Source organism: Fusicatenibacter faecihominis, assembly GCF_020686945.1.
Taxonomy (GTDB): domain Bacteria; phylum Bacillota; class Clostridia; order Lachnospirales; family Lachnospiraceae; genus Limivivens; species Limivivens faecihominis.
Genome location: NZ_JAJEPR010000001.1, coordinates 44,465 through 64,297, shown reverse-complemented (window position 1 = coordinate 64,297; position 19,833 = coordinate 44,465). Strand labels below are relative to the sequence as shown.

Here is a 19,833-nt window from a genome sequence, read left to right as displayed (position 1 = left end):
AGGTGGAAAAATATGGCAAAAAATACTTACAAGCAGGATGAAATTCTCGAAGAACCATTTGACATACGTCATCTTCTCAGAGCTTCTTCCTATATTAAGAAATATCAGAAACGGATGATTATCGCCATTCTCTTAAGCAGCCTTGGCGGAGCCTTCGGCTACATAGCCCCGATGATCACCCAGCACGCCCTGGACGTGGCCATTCCGGACAAAAATTTCCGACTGCTTTTTTCTCTGGTAATCGCCCTGCTGGCCCTCTATACGGGCAGCATAATCTTCGTAACGATCCGTAGCAAGATCATGGTAGAGGTGAGCCAGAATATCATTTATGATATCCGGAAAGACCTGTTCGAGCACCTTCAGAAGCTGCCCTTCCAGTATTACGATGACCGCCCCCACGGCAAAATCCTGATCCGCGTGGTCAACTATGTAAACTCCGTCTCGGATATGCTCTCCAACGGACTGATCAACATCGTGCTGGAATCTTTCAATCTGCTTTTCATCGTGATTTTCATGTTCCTGGTGGATGTGCAGCTGGCCCTCGTCGTTCTCTGCGGCGTGCCGATTCTCACAGTTTTCATGATCTGGATCAAAAACAAACAGCGAAAAGCCTGGCAGGCTGTTTCCAACAAGAACTCCAACCTGAACGCTTATCTTCAGGAGAACATTGTCGGCGCCAGAATCACCCAGATTTTCGCCCGTGAGGACGAAAATGCCCAGATTTTCCAGGATCTTTCCCAGGACTGCCGCCGGACCTGGAACACGGCTGTCCGCTACTCCAACCTGGTGTGGCCGGGCATCGACGCGATCTCCGTCTGCGTCCGGGCCGCGATTTTCCTCTTCGGCCTCGTGATTTTCGGAGAGGGAAACAAATCCCTCGGAACCATCGTGGCGATCTCCAGCTACGCTTCTTTCTTCTGGCAGCCCATCATGAACCTGGGAAACATTTTCAACAACTTCATCAACAACATCGCCTATCTGGAGCGTATCTTTGAAACCATGGACGAGCCGGTGACGGTTTCCGACAAGGAAAATGCGAAAGAGATGCCCACGATCCGCGGCGAAGTCACCTTCGACCATGTGGCCTTCTCCTACGACGAGACGAAAAAGATCTTAAAAGATGTCTCCTTCACGGTGAAACCCGGCGAGAGCGTGGCCCTGGTCGGCCCCACCGGCGCCGGAAAAAGTACCATCGTCAACCTGATCTCCCGCTTCTACAACGTGGACAGCGGCCGGGTGCTGATCGATGGCCAGGATATCTCCGAGGTGACGATCCACTCTCTCCGTTCCCAGATGGGAATCATGATGCAGGACAGTTTCATTTTCTCCGGAACCATCGGCGACAACATCCGTTACGGAAAACTGACTGCCTCCGAGGATGAGATCCGCAAAGCCAGCAGAATCGTCTGCGCCGACGACTTCATCAGCCGGATGCCCGAGGGGTACGATACGGAAGTCCGGGAACGCGGCTCTATGCTGAGTCAGGGCCAGAAACAGCTCATCTCCTTTGCGAGAACCCTGCTCTCCGATCCCTCCATCCTGATCCTCGACGAGGCCACCTCCAGCATCGACGTCCAGACGGAAAAAGCCCTGCAGACCGGCCTCAACGCCATGCTTCAGGGACGAACCTCCTTCATCATCGCCCACCGTCTCTCCACGATCCGCGGCTGCGACCGGATCATGTACATTGATGACGGCGGCATCATGGAGACCGGAAGCCATGAAGAACTTATGGCGAAAAAAGGTTACTACTACAAGCTCTACACCGCCCAGCTGGAAGAAGTACACAAAACCGCATAAAAAGAGACTGCCGCCCGGAAATCTTACTTTCCGAAGCGGCAGTTTTTTTGTAACTATTCAGAGCCAAGCAGGTTTTCAACAAAAAGTGTGAGTCATGCTTGCATGAACGAACACTTTTGACTGGAAAGCTATTTGGCGAGAAGCCACAACGAGATGAAGCGTAGCGGAATCGAAGTGCGGCTCTGAATCGTTACTATTTTTTAAAGCTTTCTTCTTTTACCAGCTGGCCTTCCTGGGGATTGATGATGTTTCCCAGGGCATCTGCCACCCGGCCATCCTCACGCTCGTAACAGCCGGGGATCTCGTTTCCGTTGGCATCCACGACTTTGCCGTTTACCAGCCGGGCATCGTCGTGCATGATGCTGTCGGAATCGATGACCACAAAGACATACCCGGAGGTGTCTCCCGTCTTCGCTGTCTCCCCGAGGGTGTGTTTGCAGGCTGTATCCACTTTATGGATATCGTAGCCCTGCTGATCCAGCACATAGCCGCCGGGCAGGAGTTTTTCCTCGGCGCTGACGAGAAGCAGCAGATTGTCGTTCTCGTAGGTGTTGAAGACACCGGGCGAAAAGCTGTCCGGGTCCACGGTGCCTTCGTACCAGGTTTTATCGTTAAAATAGTCTTTAAGTTCCTGGGAGAGGAACTTTCTTCCATGGCGGGCGTAGAGTTCGTTCTTGGCATAGCAGACAGCCTGGAGGGAGAGCTTCGATACCTCATCCTGGGTCAGATACCGGGTATCCATATCCGGGAAAATGTACTCGCTGCGGGTGTCGGCCTCGATTTCACTCTCTGTTTCCGTTTCACTTTCTGTCTCACTCTCCGCTTCCGTCTCCGGTTCCTCCCGGACTGTCGTTGCCAGCTCGTCCTGGGAGAGGGAAAAGAGGTCCACATCGGAGAGATCTTCGAATTTTCCGTCGGTCACATGTTCCTCTGTCTCAGGAGTCTCGGTCACAGACTCTGTCGGGGCTTCTGTTGCAGGCTCCGGCGCAAGTGCCTCGGTAACCGGTTCTGTTTCCGGGGCTTCTGTCGCAGGTGTCTCAGTGGCCGGTTCTGTTGCCAGAGCTTCTGTCGCAGGCGCTTCGGTTTCCGCCGTTTTTGCAGCCTCCGTCTCCTTCGTCTTCTTCTCAGAAGTCTTCCGGGTCGTCTCCTCCCCCGCCACATAAGTGCCCTCCAACCATTTTTTCACGATCTCGTAATCAAAATCCTTCTGATCCAGCTCGTACCCGCCTTCGGCTTTTTCCTTCTTTTCCAGGAAGGCCAGGTTCTCTTTCTCAATGTCATTTAAGAGTCCTTCCACCTCTTTCTCGTCGGAGAGGAAGCCAAAATACCATTCCTGATTTCCGAAATATTCCTTCAATTCCTCCGATTCAAACAATTCGCCATGTTTTGCCAGGATCTCATAGCGGCCGTAGGCCAGGAGCTCAGCCGGGAGGTCTTTTACATCCTCCTCGGTCAGAAGCTCCTTATCCACCTCCGGAAAAATATATTCCTGCTCTTTTCCAGCTGCTCCGGCCATGACCCCGCCTGCCAGAACCAGCAGGACTGCCCCTGTGCCCGGCAGGATTTTTTTCAGTCCTTTTTTCATCTTAACTTTTCACTTTCCTTCTATTTCAGCTGATCGTCTGTCACATAAACACAGGAATCATAGTCGCCTGATGCCTCAATCGCAACTACCTGGCAGCCTGTGATATCCACCTCAAAGCTCTGGGTTCCCGTCATTTTTCCAAAATCAGAGATTTCATAGAGCTGGTTTCCATCTCCGTAGATCTTCACGGAAATGCCGCCCTCATAGCTCGTCTTATCACCGGCTGCGATACTTCCTGAAAGGGTTGTGTAGGCGCCGCCTACATTGTAGGTCACTTTCGCGCCGTCTCCTGCGGCAAGCTTCAGGCAGCCGTCGTGGAGTTCTCCGTAGGAATCCCGGAAAAGTCCGGCGATATAGGTCTCGCCAATGCCATCCACCAGCACCTGCTCAGAGAGCTTCGCGATACCGGAGGAAGCACTCACCTCCGCCCTGGTAAGCTCCGGGTCCATGAGATAGACATAACCGCCGTCATAGCTTCCGGGGTTATCCGTCTCCACGGTCAGAGTCTTCACACCGGAAACATCGACAGAGAAGACTTCCCTGGAATCTTTTCTGGTGAAATGTTCCTTCTTGTAGAGAAGCTTTCCGTCTCCGAAAATCGCCAGAGAGAAATCTGCATTTACAGAAGAACCGCCATCCGTGTCCAGAATTCCGCTGATGGTCTGATAAGCGCCGTTTAAGGCTACCCGGAAATAAGCATCCTCGGAAGCCCAAAGCTTCACGCTGTTGGGATAAAGGTTGGCTCCGTCATAACCGTTGACGATCTCAGAAGAATAATTTTCCTGCCATTCCAGGCTCGTGAGCATTACGGCCGTGTCATCCACGGGTTCTGCCGCCGTGAGCTCCAACACGAAGCCCTCGTTCTGATCGGAAAGATCATTCCAGGAACCATCGTAAGAATACATGCAGAGGTAATTTTCATTCTCTTCATAGTTATCCGGCTGGCTGCTGCCCCAGAAACCGTCGGCATTGATGGTTTCTCCGTCGTTCCACTTCCAGATCGTTCCTGCTTTATAGCCTCCCAGCCAGTAATACTCGTAATTACCATCGTCAATGAGATCAAAGATGGCGCTGTTTTCCGCCGCATTCTTCGGCATTGCCAGTGTTCCGCCTGCTGCTTTACAGAAGGCGTCTGCCTGGCTCCAGGTCAGGCCCTGGTCGAAGCGGTAGTATTTCTTATTTTTATAGATCCGATAATCGATGGCCCGCTCTTCCACGGCCTCCGGAAGCTCCGGGAAAGTGTAGCGGTCTGTCACCGGTGCAAGAGTCTCGCTCTCAGCCCGGACCAATCTGGTATCTGCCACATAGACCACTCCATAGCCATCGATCTCCAGTGTTTCTTTTCCGCTTACATCCAGAGAAAAATTCTGGCCGCCCTGGTAAACATCCAGCTCAGAAATGGAATAAACCTCTGTGCCGTCTGCAAAAATCTTCAGAGTTCCTGTGTCATAACTGCCCGTTCCTGGGAGAACTGTTCCTTCAAACGTGGTGTATTTGCCGCCGAGCCAGTAGACAGCCCTTGCTCCCAGGTCTTCCTCCTCGAAATCGTACCAGTTTTCATGGACATTTCCGTAAACATCGGTGTACATCTCGCCTTCACTGTAATCGCCGTACTCCTCGCTGTCAATCAGCGTCAGATCGCCCAGCTCATCCACGAGCACCGGCAAAGTCTCCGCCGTGCCGTTTTTCCAGAGCTTCGCCTCGTTCAGGCCAAGGAAACCGTTATTATAGCCTCCCCGGTTCGCCATCTTGATCGAAAGCTTACTGATGCCCGTCGTATTCAGCGCGATAGTCTCCGGCGCGTCGGTCTTCTGATAATTGTAGCGGCTGTAGAGAAGCTTTCCGTCACCCCAGATGGCAATCTCAAAGGAAGCGTCGCTCTCCGCGTCGGTACAGGTGCTTAACGTCGCGGTGAAGAAGTTGTAGTTTCCGTCCAGCTCATATTTCACCCAGCCATTCTCGGAAGCATCGAGAACCACGCTGGCAAAATGCTTATTTCCATAGGGATCTTCGAGCTGTTTCCAGATATCACAGTTGTGGGAACCGGAAGCGACCAGATCGGAGAGAAGGTCATATTCTCCGGAGGGGCTTCCCTCGGACACGGGATCGATCTCCAGAACGAAACCGATGTCTTCCTCATCCGCTGAACGGTCATTCCAGCTTCCGTAGTAGGAATAAATCGTCAGGAAATCTTCGTCTCCGTTATAGTTATCGGGCTGGCTGTCATCCCAGTTAGTCCAGTCGAAGGCTTCCCCGGTGGTCCATTTCCAGCTGCCCTCCCATTCTTCGTCGCTGGCTCCAAGCCAGTACTCGTCGTAAGATGCATCATCGAGAATGCTCTGTACTGCCAGGTTTTCCCTCCAGGAGGTGAGGGTTGCCAGATGGCCTCCTGCCTGCTCGCAGAACTTCTCCGCCTGGGAATAATTCAAAGCGATATCGAATCTTGCGTAGGTGTGACCCTCGTAGACAACGGTGGCTGCTGCCTGATTGGCTGCGCCCTCCGCGATGGTTCCTGCCTGGGGCGTTTCCACGGAAATGGCCTCGACTGCCGCTTCTGTGGTGTTTTCTTCTGTCTCGCCCTCGGTCTCCTGCACGCTGGTAAGATCAGCGACCGCTTCTTCTTCCTGCACATTGGTGCCGTTTTCCATCACATTGTTCTTGTGGTCACTCAGCCAGCTGTTCAGCTTTTCGTCCCCTACCAGGAAACTGGTGTCGGGATCGTAATCATAATTCAGTTTTCCGTCATCTGTCTTCACCACGTTGTTGAATTTCATTCCGTAGTAAATATCCAGCGTTGTCATGGAACGGTCAAACTGCCGCACCGGAAGGCTCATATGATAAACGGCCAGCATCATATTTCCGGCATCGTAGTAATCGCCCTCGTCCCAGGTGACGGTATCGACTTTTTCCAGCACCGGCGTCACTTTGCCATCCGGTACCTGATCCCAGGCAACCCAGCCATACTGGGAAGCATCCTGATTAATCCAGTCTTTCTTCTCATCGAAGGCCGCCTCGATACTTGTCTCATAGGGGGCCAGAAACGCTTTGAGCTCCTCATCCTCCGTGGAGGTGATACCCAGGTGATAATCTCCCAGACTGTCCACGGTGAAGGTGCCGCTTCCGCCAATAAGAGTAAAGCCGGCTCCGACCATATTTACTTCATTATTATCCGTATAGCTCGGAGTGAGGGTAACGGTCACTTCATCGCCGTTGGAGAGATTCTCACTGGGATCTGCCATCGTGACAAACTCTTCTCTCCAGGTATTCTTTATGCTGTTGACCGCGGATTCTGCCTCTGTGGCCGCATCGAAATTCTCTCCTGCTGCTCCATAGGCTCCGCGCTGCTCTTTTTCAAAAAGCTCACTCAGGTAATCAAGGAGTTTTTCCTCGTCCAGTTCAGCCCGGGCATAGGCGCTGCCATTGATGCCCTCGCAGGAAAGCTTCATATAATCTGCAAGGGAGAGGGTCTCCACCGGAATCAGTCCATCCACCGTCGCGGTGACATCCTCATAGATAAAATGAATGCCGTATTTCTCGATGTAATCCGGTCCGCTGCAGTGGTAGGTCACTTCGTTGCCGTTCTTCTGGTAATCTTCGCCCTCGTAGATCCAGGACATGTTGTAGATCACAGAAGGAAGGGAGTCTGAAATGTACTCCTCGGCTTCCTCGGAGTTGTCTGCCTTGCGGATCAGTTCAGCCGTCGCTGAGATCAGGCCGTCATAATCCTGATTCAGATACACGGCTCCGAAGCCGTCAAAACCAGAAAACTCTACCTGAACGTAGTCCTTGACGTTTACCTCCTGAACCTTCACCAGATCTTCTACTTTTATCGTCTTGTCGCCGTTTTTCAGCTTCACTTTATAGGCTTTGAGAAGATCCTTGTCCACGCTGCTGCTCACTTTGACTTTGTCGCCGTTGGAAAGGTTACTGTCATCGGAGAGCACGATATCCTTGTAAATATCGTCCGTCAGATCCTGAATCTCCTCCCGCATGCGCTCCGTCAGCGTCATCTTTTTGGAAACCGCGTCGAAAATGGGCTGAATGTCGAAATCAAAGTAAGCCCGGCCATTGCCGTCCACACCGCTGATCGTCACATTCACGCAGTCCATGACGGATACGGTAGTCCCTCCGCCGAAAACACCTTTGATCAGCACCACAGCCAGAACGATGACGGCCACGAGACCGACAATGGCGTAAAGCCCGGTCTTACCGCCATTTCCGGCGGGCTTGGGCGCTGGCTCCGGCGCTGGGCGCGGAGCTTCCGGTGTCGGAGCCGTTTTCGGTCTCGGCTTGGGAGCCGGATTCTTTGGAGGGGGAGCCTCCTCCTCGGGTTCCGGCCTTACTTCAACAGTTTCTTCCTGCTCTGTCGTTTCTTCCACCGGCGGCGGAGCAGCCTGAATCTTCGCTCCGCAGTATGGGCAAAATTTTGTCCCATCGGCTAATTTCTGTCCACATTCCTGACAAAACATAACTTTTTCCTCCCTTCTCTCTTTCCAGTACAGGTCACAGACCTGTTTTATAAGAGTATAAAGCAATTTAGTATAAAAGTAAACGGATTACTCATCATAATTCAGCAGAATTTACCAAAAAATATCGCCTGAGATTTTTTCTCAGACGATACTTTTTCACTGAACGTAATAAATTTTTTCTTTTTTCTCCTGACGCTTTCTCTTACTCTTCTTTTTTCCTCAGCCCCCGCGTGTTCTTCTCCACCAGCTTCCGGGCCACCATGATCTGGTGGCCGCAGCCGGTGCATTTGAGGCGGAAATCGGCTCCGACCCGGAGGATTTCCCACTCATAACTGCCGCAGGGGTGGGGTTTTTTCAGTTTTACGATGTCTCCCACCTGGTAATCCATTGTTTTCTCTCCGTTCATTTTCAGATCTGGGAAAAGATCTCGCCGATGCTTCCCTGCACCAGAAGGTCTGCTCCCGCGTCCTTCGGGGTGACGGACTTATTGACCATCACCAGTTTCTTTCCATTATAGTAGTCGATGAGGCCGGCCGCCGGGTAAACCACCAGAGAAGTGCCGCCCACGATGAGGACGTCAGCCCTGGAAATGTACTGGATGGCCTTGGAAACCACCTGCATGTCCAGCCCTTCCTCATAGAGGACCACGTCCGGCTTGATGATGCCGCCGCATTCGCATTTCGGCACGCCCCCAGCCCGCTGCATGTATTCCGCATCGAAAAATTTGCCGCAGCGCGTGCAGTAATTCCGGTGGATGCTGCCGTGAAGCTCCAGAACTTCCTTGCTTCCGGCCTTCTGATGGAGGCCGTCGATGTTCTGGGTAATGACAGCTTTGAGGCGCCCCTCCTTCTCCCACTGGGCCAGTTTCCGGTGGGCCGCATTGGGCTTCGCATCCAGAACCAGCATCTTATTGCGGTAAAAACGATAAAATTCCTTCGGATTCCGCATGAAAAAAGTGTGGCTTAAGATGGTCTCCGGCGGATAGGCATACTCCTGATTGTAAAGGCCGTCCTGGCTTCTGAAATCAGGGATTCCACTTTCCGTCGAAACGCCCGCACCTCCGAAAAATACAATATTATCACTGTCGTCAATCCATTCTTTCAGCTTCTCAATCTTTTCATCCATTCCGGATACCCCCTTTTTATTTCTTTTTCGACCAGTAGGTTTTGCTGAGCTTACCCTGGACGATAAACCGCGTGGACTCGTTGCCTGTACAGGTGGAGAGGGTCACGATTTTATCCTCCGCCGTCACCTTGATGTCATTTCCCTTTACTACGGAACGGCTGTAAGCGTCATCGATGTATTTCTCAAAGCTTCCCTCCTCGGAGAAGGTGATCTGGTAGGCCAGGCTGTCCACCGCCACCTCCGCACAGGAGAAAATATCATAGCGGTAAATCTTGTCCGGCGTGTAAATCCAGAAATAGGGGGCTTTCTCGTAGACTTCGTCCTCGTAAAATTTCCGGAGGGTGCCGAACATGGAACCGTTCTTCATGTTGTGGCCGTAGATAATTGTGTTCTTATCGGAAAAATCGCTGTGGTTCTGATATTCCATGAAAATACACCCGGCAAAGTTGTCCACCCGCTCAAAGGTACGGTGCAGATAATAATCGTTGTTCGTACTCTGGGCAATCGGGTAGCTGATATCCAGCGCGTTGACGCGGATCCAGCCGATGATATCCTCGTTGACCTTTTTCAGGCTCTCAAAATCTACAGGGTTTTTGAGCACCGGATAAGCCTTCACGGTCGTCTTTCCTTCCGCGTCGGTCTCGATCTCCGTCTCGGTCTCTCCCGTGGTGTAGGGATCTTCGGCCGTGCCGGAACCCTCGACTTTTCCAGTAGTTTCAGAAGTGCCGTCGGTGGCTTCACTTCCGTCGCTGCCAGTCCGGGTGCCGTCGCCGGTACCTGACGGGGTGTTGTTTTCCGTCGTGCCGCTTATCGTATCCTCCGTCACATACTGCTGCTCCAGAGAGGAATATTCGTCAGTACCTTTCTTATATTCCAGATAGATCGTCACCAGCTGAAAGGCGCAGTAGCAGAAAACGACCAGCGCCGCCAGAAAGACGAGCCTCCAGATAAAATCGCCAATGCTCTTCTTTTTCCTGGATCTTTTCATTCTTTTCCTCCATTTTTTGCGATGCGGCCCCATTTTTTCGCCGCTGCGGGCTGCTGCTCCTCCTGATGCCTCGGAAGTTTCACGGTAAAACGGGTGCAGACCGGGCTGCTCGAAGCCGCGATGGCTCCGCCGTGAAGCTCCACGATCTCTTTCGCGATCGAGAGACCCAGGCCCGCGCCTCCGGTCCGGCTCTGGCGGGCATTGTCCACACGGTAGAATTTTTCAAAGATGAAATTCAGCTTCTGGGGCGGGATCTGATCGCCCTGGTTGGAAAACGTGATGATGATGTCCTTTTTCTCCCCGAAAGCCTGGATGTCAATGTTCGTGCCGGGATAACTGTAGGCGATGGCATTTCTTAAGAGGTTATCGAAAACCCGGGCCAGCTTGTCCGGATCCCCGTCCACCAGCAGATTGTCGTCCGTGTGGATCGAACAGGTCAGGGATTTCTCTGCCAGCACCGCATAGCTCTCATCCGCCAGCTGCTCCAGCATCATGGAGAGATCCAACGTTTCCTTCTGAAGCACGATATCCTGAAGATTGAAGCGCGTGATCTCGAAAAATTCGCTGATGAGCTCACCCAGCCGGATCGATTTTTCCAGGGAAATATGGATGTATTTCTTCTTGTCCTCCTCGGAAAGCCCCGGCTGTTCATCCAGCATCGTGAGATAGGCGATGATGGAGGTCAGCGGCGTTTTGAGGTCATGGGCCAGAAAGACCACGAGGTCATTTTTTCGCTGCTCACTCTCCACGGCCTCGTACTCCCGGCGTTTCAGCGTCATTTTCAGGGTGTTGAGCTTCTCGGAAATGGGCCTCAGTTCCGGCTCCAACGTCACAGGAGCCTCGGAATTACTTAAAATAGTCTCGATCTCCGTACCGATACTGTTGAGGTACCTGGTGACTTTTGACATGGCCAGATAGAAAAAGATCAGGAACAAAATGATAAAGCCTACCGCCACAAAGAGACCTTTGTTCTGCATGAAGACCGTGCCGTAGACGCGGTCAGCCTCCGTCTGGCTCATTCCGAACTTCATCAGAAGGCTGATGATCATGGCCGGGAAGCTGTCCTGGAGCACGCCGTCAATGAGGACCACCAGGATGATATAGCCCACCGCCAGGGAAAAAAACGCCATCAGCACAGTACGGAGCATGAGGCTCCATTTTAACTTCCGGTAATTATTTTTCAACGCGGTATCCCACTCCCCAGACGGTCTTGATGAAATCCGATTTTCCCGTCGGTCCGCTCATTTTCTCGCGGAGATGACGGATGTGGACCATCACCGTATTGTTGCTGTTTTTGTAGTATTTTTCCTTCCAGACCTGCTCAAAGAGCTGCTCGGAGCTGATGACCTGCCCTCGGTTCTCGCAGAGAATCCAGAGAATGTCAAACTCGATGGGCGTGAGGGTCAGTTCTCTTTCATTATAAATACATTCGTGGGTATTCCGGTTCAGGAAAAGCCCACCGAAGTCGATGATGTCCTCCTGAGACCGATTTCCCTCATTGTACTTCGTGGACCTTCTTAACTGTGCCTTGACTCTCGCCATGAGCTCCAGCGGATTGAAGGGCTTCGCGATATAATCGTCGGCCCCCAGGGTCAGTCCGTTGATTTTATCCATGTATTCGGTTTTGGCCGTGAGCATGATCACCGGAAAGGTGTATTTTTCACGGATCTTCTGCAGGATTGTGAAGCCGTCGATATCCGGCAGCATCACATCGAGAAGAGCCAGGTCCGGCTTCTCTTTTTCCACAGCTTCCAGAGCGTCGCGGCCGTTGTAGCATTTCACGACCTGATAGTTTTCATTTTTCAGGTAGAGTTCTACTACGTCGGCGATCTCCCGCTCGTCATCTACAACCAATATCTTACTCCCCATTTTTATGCCTCCCTAAATTAAATTCCGCGCGGCAGTCGCCAAATATCCATGCAAGCATGGCTGCTTGGCTCGTTGCTCGCGGAAATCAAAAATGCTGCGCCGTTTCGGCATGGCAATGACAGACAGCCGGAAAAAGTCTTCTGTGTCTGTCAGCGCCATGTTCCCTCCCCGGTGCAGCAGTTTTTCTTATTTTTCACTACTTTGTACTAACAAATTGCTCCGCTGCTTCGCAGCTCCCGCAATTATAACTCACATGTACCTACTGTTCTCGGGAACGGCAGCACGTCGCGGATGTTGCCCATACCGGTGAGGTACATCACGCAGCGCTCAAAGCCAAGGCCGAAACCGGCGTGACGGGTGGAACCGTATTTCCGGAGATCCAGGTAGAAACCGTAATCCTCTTCCTTAAGGCCCAGCTCATTCATTCTGGCGAGGAGCTTCTCATAGCTGTCCTCTCTCTGGCTTCCGCCGATGATCTCTCCGATACCCGGAACCAGGCAGTCCATAGCGGCTACGGTCTTTTCGTCGTCGTTAAGCTTCATGTAGAAGGCCTTGATCTCCTTCGGATAATCGGTAACGAATACCGGTTTCTTGAAGACTTCCTCTGTGAGGTAACGCTCGTGCTCGGTCTGCAGGTCTACGCCCCAGGATACTTTGTACTCGAATTTGTCGTTGTGTTTCTCCAGAATCTCGATGGCCTCAGTGTAGGTCACATGGCCGAAATCGGAGTTTGCCACATGTTTCAGACGCTCGATGAGTCCTTTGTCCACGAAGGAGTTGAAGAAGTTCATCTCTTCCGGCGCATGCTCCAGAACATAGTTGATGACATATTTCAGCATGGACTCAGCCAGGATCATGTCGTCCTTGAGGTCTGCGAAAGCGATCTCCGGCTCGATCATCCAGAACTCAGCCGCATGACGGGTGGTGTTGGAATTCTCTGCACGGAAGGTCGGTCCGAAGGTATAGATGTTGCGGAAAGCCTGAGCGAAGGTCTCGCCGTTGAGCTGGCCGCTTACAGTCAGGTTGGTCTCTTTCCCGAAGAAATCCTTGCTGTAATCGATGGAGCCGTCCGGATTTTTCGGCGGGTTGTTGAGATCCAGAGTCGTCACCTGGAACATCTCGCCAGCACCCTCACAGTCGCTTCCTGTGATCAGGGGAGTGTGTACATAGACGAAATCTCTCTCCTGGAAGAATTTGTGGATGGCGTATGCAATCAGGGAACGCACGCGGAATACGGCCTGGAAAGTGTTGGTTCTCGGACGCAGATGGGTGATGGTACGCATGTACTCCAGGCTGTGACGTTTCTTCTGCAGCGGATAATCCGGTGTGGAAGCGCCCTCGATGGAGATCTCTTCTGCCTGGATCTCGAAGGGCTGTTTTGCTTCCGGAGTCGGAACCAGAGTTCCTTTGACGATAACGGCAGCGCCGACGTTGATCTTGGTCAGCTCCTGGAAGTTTGCCATGGTGTCGTGATATACGATCTGCAGGGTCTCAAAAAAAGTACCGTCGTGCAGTACCAGGAAACCGAAGGCTTTGGAATCACGGTTGCTCCTTACCCAGCCACCGACCTGGATTTCTTTGTTTAAATATTTTTCTCTGTCTCTGAAAATTTCTCTAACTGTAGTAAGTTCCATTTTTCTTTCCTATCCTTTTTCATGTTTGATTACACGGATTGTTTCGTGCTTCGCACTCCCACAATCCTTCCCTACATTCGCATATCGTGGAGCTTACGCTCCCCTTCCATGCTCATGTAGGGGCGCGTCCCAAGGTCTAGGTCCGCTTTGTGCAAGTCCAAGCAGACTTAGACTTTTGGACGCTGTAATCACAGTATATCCTATTAAAAAGATCTATGCAAGGGCAGTTCTTTTTTTTGTTATAAACTCTAATATTTTTCTGTATAAAATATTAAAAAATGCTGATTTTATCGCCTTACAAATTGATTTTTACACAGATTTGCACTATAATGTTCTAATAGCTAAAAGCGTGGGACAGCAAAACTGCCCACGGTGTCAAAATTTTATCACAGATTGGAGTTTTATTATGGACCGTATTTTCAACATGGACAACAAATTTTTCACCTTCATGGGCAGGGTGGCGGATCTTATTATCCTGAACCTTCTCTTCCTGCTCTGCTGCATCCCCATCGTCACCATCGGACCGGCCATCACCGCCATGTACTATGTGACGATGAAAATGGTTCGGAACGAGGAAGCCTACATCGCCCGTTCCTTCTTCAAATCCTTCAAGGAAAACTTCAAGCAGGGTCTCGGCATCTGGCTCATCGCTCTGGTACTGATCATCCTTGAGTTCATGGATTTCATCATCATGAAACAGCTCAGCGGCGGCATTTACACCGTTGTCAAATACGGCCTGCTGGTCATCGCTCTTATCATGGTTATGATCCTCCAGTATGTGTTCCCGCTCCTGGCGAAATTCGTCAACACCGTGAAAAACACAATCCGCAACGCGCTTCTGATGTCCTTAAGACATCTGCCCTACACGATCCTGATGCTGCTCATCAGCATTGCTCCCATCGTTGCAATGCTCTTCAACACCATGATCTTCTCCTACGGCATCCTGGCCTATTTCCTTTTAGGCTTCTCCACCCTGGCCTTTGCGAAATCCTACTTTTTCGTGAAGATCTTCGACAAATACATCCCGAAGGATGAGAGCGAAGAGGAAGAAAAAGATGAGGACGACTGGACCATCGAGGGACTTCGTGAAGAGCTCGATGGAAGCACTGAGGGAACTGATTCTGAGGAAACCGTTTCTGACGAAACCGCAGCTCCCGCCGATGAAAAGCCCGAAAATGACAACACGACAGAGCAGTAATTTTCTCCTCTGACTGCTGCATCTGCCTATTTCCAGCGAGGTGAAACATGCAGACAGGAAGCAAAGAACTGATCCGTGACATCAATTTTCATCTGATTTTAGAAGCCATCATCAATGAAGGCCCCATTTCCCGTGCGGGGCTCGCCAAACACCTGGGACTTACCAAGGCCACCGTCTCCTCCATCGTACAGGAGCTTCTGGATTCCGGCCTGGTAAGGGAGGTGGGAAGCGCCCCGGCGGAAAAAGGCCGGAAACCCATTCTCCTGAGCTTACATCAGGAGGCCGGATACGCACTTGCCGTCAACATCGAAACCACAGGAATCACGGTTATGTCCGCTGATCTTCTGGGAACGGGCTGTCGGCTGAGGCAATATCCGGTCCGGGCCTTTGATGAGGGTTTTTTTTCATTTCTTCTGGAAGTTCTGAAAAATACGATGGAGGCCCTTCCGCCCTCCCGCTACGGTGTCGTGGGCATCTGTCTCGGCGTTCACGGCGTCTCCCGCGGAAACCGGATGATTTTCGCTCCCTATTATTCCCTGGATGCGGACCTCGCCCGGCGGCTGATGGAAGCCTTAAACCTGCCGGTCTATCTCTATAATGAAGCAAATCTCTCAGTCCTTGGCGAGCGGGCTTTTGCCTTCAATTATCCGGATATGATCAACATCAGCGTTCATTCCGGCGTGGGCATGGGAATCCTCATCAACGATCACCTTTACACCGGAGCCAACGGTTTCGCCGGAGAGCTGGGCCACACCATCGTGGAGCCAGATGGCCGCCCCTGTCCCTGCGGAAATCTTGGCTGTCTCGAGCAGTACATTTCCGAGCGGGCTCTTCTACTTGAACTCTCCCAGCGGAAAGGCTATGAGGTCTCCCTCGATGAGCTGATCCGCCTCTCCCGGGACAAGGACCCGGATGCTCTTTTCGTCCATCAGCTTTTCCTCAAATATATGAGCATCGGCCTCAACAACGTTCTGAATACCCTGAACCCGGACCTCATCGTCATCAACAGCTCCTTCACGACCTATTTCCCGGACATCGCACGGACCCTGGAAAAATCCCTCAACAACCGCATGGGGCGCCCCTTAAAAATCCGTCCCTCCCATCTACAGGACACGGCAATCCTCCTCGGCGGCATCTATGTGGTCCTGAAGGAATTTCTCAAGGTGGAAAATCTCCGTCTGAAACCCGCCGTCACGGAAAACGACATGTAAAAAGCTCTGAACCTTAAGATTTTCTCTTAGATTCAGAGCTTTCTTTTTACTCACTTAATGCATTGGCAAGAGCTGCGAACTGCTCCAGCGTCAGGGCCTCGCCGCGGACACTCGGGGAAACACCCAGCGTCGCAATGGCTGCTGCCACCTGCTCCTTCGTGAAATCCAGTTCCTGAGAGTTCACCAGGCCGTTCTGGAGCGTTTTTCTACGCTGGTTGAAGGAAGCCCGGATGAGACGGAACAGGAGCTTTTCGTCCTTGACCTGCACCGGTGTCTCCTCGAAACGGGTCAGACGGATCACCGCGCTGCCCACGTTAGGTCGGGGCATAAAGCAGTTGGGCGGCACATTTGCTGCCAGATAGGGGCTCGCATAATACTGAACCGCCAGGGAAAGAGCGCCGTAATCCTTGGTGCCGGGGCCTGCCTGCATCCGGAGGGCCACCTCTTTCTGAACCATGACCGTCAGGCTCTTCAGGGGCACATGGCTCTCAAAAAGGCTCATGATAATCGGGGTCGTGATGTAGTAGGGCAGATTTGCCACTACTTTGATGGGTTTGCCGCCGTTTCTCTCCTCAGCCAGTTTCCTGAGATCCACCTTTAAGACGTCCTCGTTGATGACGCTGACGTTGTCGTAAGCGCTCAACGTATCCTCGAGAATCGGGATCAGCGTGCTGTCGATCTCCACAGCCACGACTTCCCGGGCCGCTTCCGCCAGATACTGGGTCAGCGTACCGATGCCGGGGCCGATCTCCAGAACAAAATCATCTTTGGTGATCTCCGCCGCAGCGATGATTTTGTCCAGCACATGGGGATCGATGAGAAAGTTCTGGCCGAATTTTTTCTGAAAGCTGAAATTATATTTCTGTAAGACCTCGATAGTCTTCTGGGGATTTGATAATTTTTCCATTTTATCCATTGATTTTATACATCCTCATTGCATTTTCCCAGGTGGTCTCCTCCACCGTTTTGGGGGCAATTCCTTTGAGCTTCGCAATCTCTTCTATGACATAGGGGAGAAAAAGCGAAGAATTTCGTTTTCCTCGGTAGGGCGTGGGGGCGAGATAAGGGCAATCCGTCTCGATCAGAATCCGCTCCAGGGGAACGGCCGCTGCCACTTCCTTCATGACACGGGCGTTTTTGAAGGTGACAACGCCACCGATACCGATATAATAACCCATTTTCAGATATTCCGCAGCCATCTCTTTTGACCCGGAATAGCAGTGGATCACGCCGCCGGTGCTGCCTGCGTGATGCTCCTTCATGATGTCAAAGGTCTCCTGGGAGGCCTCCCGACTGTGAATGATGACCGGAAGATTTACCTCTTTGGCCAGCTCCAGCTGGCGGATAAACCACTTCCTCTGGACCTCGTCAGACTCGGTGTCCCAGTAGTGGTCGAGGCCGATCTCGCCCACAGCCACGATCTTCTCCCGGCCGGCCAGCTCCTTCATCCACTGGATTTTTTCCTCGGAAAGCTCTCCCACATGGTCCGGATGAACGCCCACGGAACCATAGATAAAAGGATATTTTTCCGTAAGCTCCACAGTGGCTGTCACGCCGGAAAGCTGGGCCGACACGTTTACAATGGGGGAAATTCCGTTTTCCGGAAGGCTATTCAGAATGGCCTCCCGGTCTTCATTAAATGCCTCATCGTCGTAATGGGCATGACTGTCAAATATCATTTTACTGTAACCTCCAGCACTTTGCTCCAGGGACTGTAGACGTTCTTTTTGCCGACTTTCGCCATAGCACAGATCTTGAAATAGTAAGTGCGTCCTTTTCTCAGATTTTTCCAGGTGTAGGAGCGGTTCGTTCCGCTGTAGAGTCTCCGGAAACTCCGCCCTGGGGCGTTGGTCCAGTAAACTGTACAATTTGTGGCTCCCTCGGGGATCTTCCAGGCCAGCCTCAGGCCGCCCTCGAGAGCCTTTCCATAGATCACGGGCGTCTTCGGATGAACGGTCAGATAGAAACTCTTCACCGCCCCAGCTCCGTATTTTGCCTGGCAGGTGATCTTCACTCTGCCCGGTTTGTTGGCTTTCAGAATACCGTTCTTCGTGACCGAAGCGATTTTCGGATCGGAGCTCTGGAAGGTTACTCCCTTATAAAGGGCGTTCGTAGGAAGAATCTTGGTCTGAAGCACCAGCTTTTCTCCGACGTTCAGATCGGTGGGCGCATTGGTCACACGCACCGCCGACACATAATTTCGCACGGCTACAGTGAATTTCGTCTGGATTTTTCCGGAACTGCAGGTGATTACGGCTGTTCCGTTTTTCCGGGCCCAGAGCTTGCCGTCGGCCGTCACCGTCACCACCGAGGGGCGGGAGCTCTTGTAGGTCAGACTCGCGTTTGTGACGTTTGAGGGAACAAGCTCCATTTTCGGGGCATATTTCTTGCCCACGGCCAGTCGCAGAGTCTTCGCCTCGGGCCGGATAGCGGTCAGTTTCACCTCCACCTTTACCTTGCAGCTCAGGCTCTGGCGGTCGCCGTAGCGGGAGGTGCAGGTGATCGTGGCCTCGCCGCCTTTTTTCGCTGTGAGGGTCCCGTTTTCATCCACAGAAACTACCGAGGAATCACTGGATTCCCACTGGAAGGTCTCCGGAGCCACAGCCGCCGAGGCCTGGGAAAAACCGGTGTTTTTAAGATAAACCGTGAGGTTTTCCGTCTTGCCGGGCTCAAGCTCCAGAGAGGTTTTATCAAGATAGAAGGAGGCATTCTCTCCCGTGATCCGGATATCTGTGACCTTGCTCACGTCGGCCTGGCTTCCGGGATTTTCTGCCTTCTCTGTGCCGAAAAGCTGTACCCAGCACTTGAGGTTTCCCTGAGAAAAACAGCCCACGCCGATGCTTTTTACCTCCGGGTCCAGGATGTGGCTCTTGAAGCCATCGGACTGCATCCAGACTTCCATGGCCTCCCGGGCGGAGCTGACGCCGATCAGGCGGTTTTCCGCTTTGGCCTTGCTGCTGACGGAATCAAAGCTGGCCCCGTTGGGGCGCCGGTCGGAATAGAGGACGTTCAGCTCCGCGCTCCGAGTCATCGCCCCCTCCAGAAGCTCCCGATCCATCACGACAGCTTCAAGACCTGCTTTGACCCGCTCCTGATTGACCAGCGTCAGGACCTTTTCCGCCTCGGAATAGAGGTAGGTACCGGAAATCTTGAGGCCGCCCCGTTTCCGATAGGAGCCGTCCCCCTGATCCTCCAGGTCTTCCGGAAGGTTCAGGCTCAGGGCGGAACAGCCTGAAAAAGCGTTTTTGTCAATGCGATAGACACCGGACGGGATCACGATATTTTTCAGGGCGCTGCACAGACAGAAGCTCTGCTCCCCGATGACTTCCAGAGAAGGGTTCAGTTCCACGGTCTCCAGGGAGGTGCAGCCGCGGAAAAGCTGGATCGGGAGTTTTTTCACGCCGTTTCCGAGAGCTGCGGTTTTTAAGGCCGTACACTCCTGGAAGGCTCCGGTCTCCAGCGTCTTCACGGAATCCGGAAGGGCAATGGAAGCGAGGCTCTTGCAGCGGTAAAAAGCAAAGCTTCCGATGGTTTTTAAGGCACTTCCGAATTGGAGCTCCTCCAGGGTCTCACAGCCCCGGAAGGCATTGGTTTCTATCGTGAGGACACTGTCCGGAAGGCTTACTTTTTTTATTGTTTTCTGATCTAGGAAGGCTCCGGAGCCGATGGCTGTGATGCCGGCTTTCACCTGAACTTCCGTGATCTCTGAGAAATCCGTATCTTTGAGAGTAGCCGCCGTCAGAGCGCCTTTTCCGGAGATCAGAAGAAGACTTCCCTTCTGAGTCACTGAAATTTTCCCGGCGGTTTCCGCTGTGTCTTTTGCAAGAGTCGCTGCTGAAATTGTCTCAGAAATTACCGGTGTGCCTGCATTTGCGCTCAGTCCCGGCGCGCCGCCGGAAAGCAGAGCCGCCGTCAGAAGAGAAGCTGTTGCCTTTTTCCACAGATTCGCCATTT

Annotated in this window: 15 protein-coding genes; 3 read left to right on the top strand and 12 right to left on the bottom strand. The window is 52.4% G+C overall.

Annotated elements, in window-relative coordinates; genetic code table 11:
* Positions 1-12 precede the first annotated feature (12 nt).
* Entirely contained in the window at positions 13-1,800 is a 1,788-nt protein-coding gene (locus LKD71_RS00250; RefSeq protein WP_227613905.1) for an ABC transporter ATP-binding protein, read from the top strand.
* Between the two features lie 193 nt (positions 1,801-1,993).
* Here the strand turns inward: LKD71_RS00250 and LKD71_RS00245 are convergent, their stop codons facing one another.
* From LKD71_RS00245 to asnS, 9 genes are all read right to left on the bottom strand, one after another.
* Positions 1,994-3,385 carry a YARHG domain-containing protein gene (locus tag LKD71_RS00245; protein ID WP_227613904.1) on the bottom strand — a complete coding sequence of 464 codons (1,392 nt, stop codon included), beginning with the start codon at positions 3,383-3,385 and terminating at the stop codon, positions 1,994-1,996.
* A 20-nt stretch (positions 3,386-3,405) separates the two neighbouring features.
* The gene (locus LKD71_RS00240; RefSeq protein ID WP_227613903.1) at positions 3,406-7,854 is read right to left on the bottom strand and encodes an NPCBM/NEW2 domain-containing protein; all 4,449 of its coding nucleotides are present in this window, start codon (positions 7,852-7,854) and stop codon (positions 3,406-3,408) included.
* 202 nt (positions 7,855-8,056) lie between these two features.
* On the bottom strand, positions 8,057-8,242 hold the full coding sequence (locus LKD71_RS00235; protein ID WP_178045949.1) for a DUF951 domain-containing protein: 186 nt from the start codon (positions 8,240-8,242) through the stop codon (positions 8,057-8,059).
* A 20-nt stretch (positions 8,243-8,262) separates the two neighbouring features.
* The gene (locus tag LKD71_RS00230) at positions 8,263-8,979 is read right to left on the bottom strand and encodes an NAD-dependent protein deacylase (RefSeq protein ID WP_227613902.1); all 717 of its coding nucleotides are present in this window, start codon (positions 8,977-8,979) and stop codon (positions 8,263-8,265) included.
* Positions 8,980-8,995: 16 nt separating this feature from the next.
* Positions 8,996-9,967, bottom strand: a complete 972-nt coding sequence (gene srtB, locus LKD71_RS00225; protein ID WP_227613901.1) for a class B sortase — start codon at positions 9,965-9,967, stop codon at positions 8,996-8,998.
* Entirely contained in the window at positions 9,964-11,151 is a 1,188-nt protein-coding gene (locus LKD71_RS00220; protein WP_227613900.1) for a sensor histidine kinase, read from the bottom strand. The genes srtB and LKD71_RS00220 overlap by 4 nt, the downstream gene beginning before the upstream one ends.
* Entirely contained in the window at positions 11,141-11,836 is a 696-nt protein-coding gene (vanR, locus tag LKD71_RS00215) for a VanR-ABDEGLN family response regulator transcription factor (protein WP_227613899.1), read from the bottom strand. The genes LKD71_RS00220 and vanR overlap by 11 nt, the downstream gene beginning before the upstream one ends.
* A 12-nt stretch (positions 11,837-11,848) precedes the next feature.
* Positions 11,849-11,995 (bottom strand): hypothetical protein, encoded by a 147-nt coding sequence (locus LKD71_RS00210; protein ID WP_227613898.1) that lies wholly within the window; start codon positions 11,993-11,995, stop codon positions 11,849-11,851.
* Between the two features lie 83 nt (positions 11,996-12,078).
* On the bottom strand, positions 12,079-13,470 hold the full coding sequence (gene asnS, locus LKD71_RS00205) for an asparagine--tRNA ligase (RefSeq protein WP_227613897.1): 1,392 nt from the start codon (positions 13,468-13,470) through the stop codon (positions 12,079-12,081).
* Between the two features lie 406 nt (positions 13,471-13,876).
* Between asnS and LKD71_RS00200 the strand changes: the two genes are divergently transcribed.
* Complete coding sequence (locus tag LKD71_RS00200; RefSeq protein ID WP_227613896.1) at positions 13,877-14,668, top strand: YesL family protein; 792 nt, start codon at positions 13,877-13,879, stop codon at positions 14,666-14,668.
* Positions 14,669-14,715: 47 nt separating this feature from the next.
* Positions 14,716-15,879 (top strand): ROK family transcriptional regulator, encoded by a 1,164-nt coding sequence (locus LKD71_RS00195; protein WP_227613895.1) that lies wholly within the window; start codon positions 14,716-14,718, stop codon positions 15,877-15,879.
* Between the two features lie 46 nt (positions 15,880-15,925).
* Here LKD71_RS00195 and rsmA read toward each other — a convergent pair whose 3' ends face one another.
* From rsmA to LKD71_RS00180, 3 genes are read right to left on the bottom strand one after another with little or no spacing between them, the layout of a single operon-like run.
* On the bottom strand, positions 15,926-16,786 hold the full coding sequence (rsmA, locus tag LKD71_RS00190; protein WP_178046312.1) for a 16S rRNA (adenine(1518)-N(6)/adenine(1519)-N(6))-dimethyltransferase RsmA: 861 nt from the start codon (positions 16,784-16,786) through the stop codon (positions 15,926-15,928).
* 1 nt (position 16,787) lies between these two features.
* Positions 16,788-17,558, bottom strand: a complete 771-nt coding sequence (locus tag LKD71_RS00185; protein WP_227613894.1) for a TatD family hydrolase — start codon at positions 17,556-17,558, stop codon at positions 16,788-16,790.
* Positions 17,555-19,831, bottom strand: coding sequence for a leucine-rich repeat protein (locus tag LKD71_RS00180; RefSeq protein ID WP_227613893.1), 2,277 nt, complete (start codon positions 19,829-19,831; stop codon positions 17,555-17,557). Before LKD71_RS00180 ends, LKD71_RS00185 begins: the two co-directional genes overlap by 4 nt.
* Positions 19,832-19,833 lie beyond the last annotated feature (2 nt).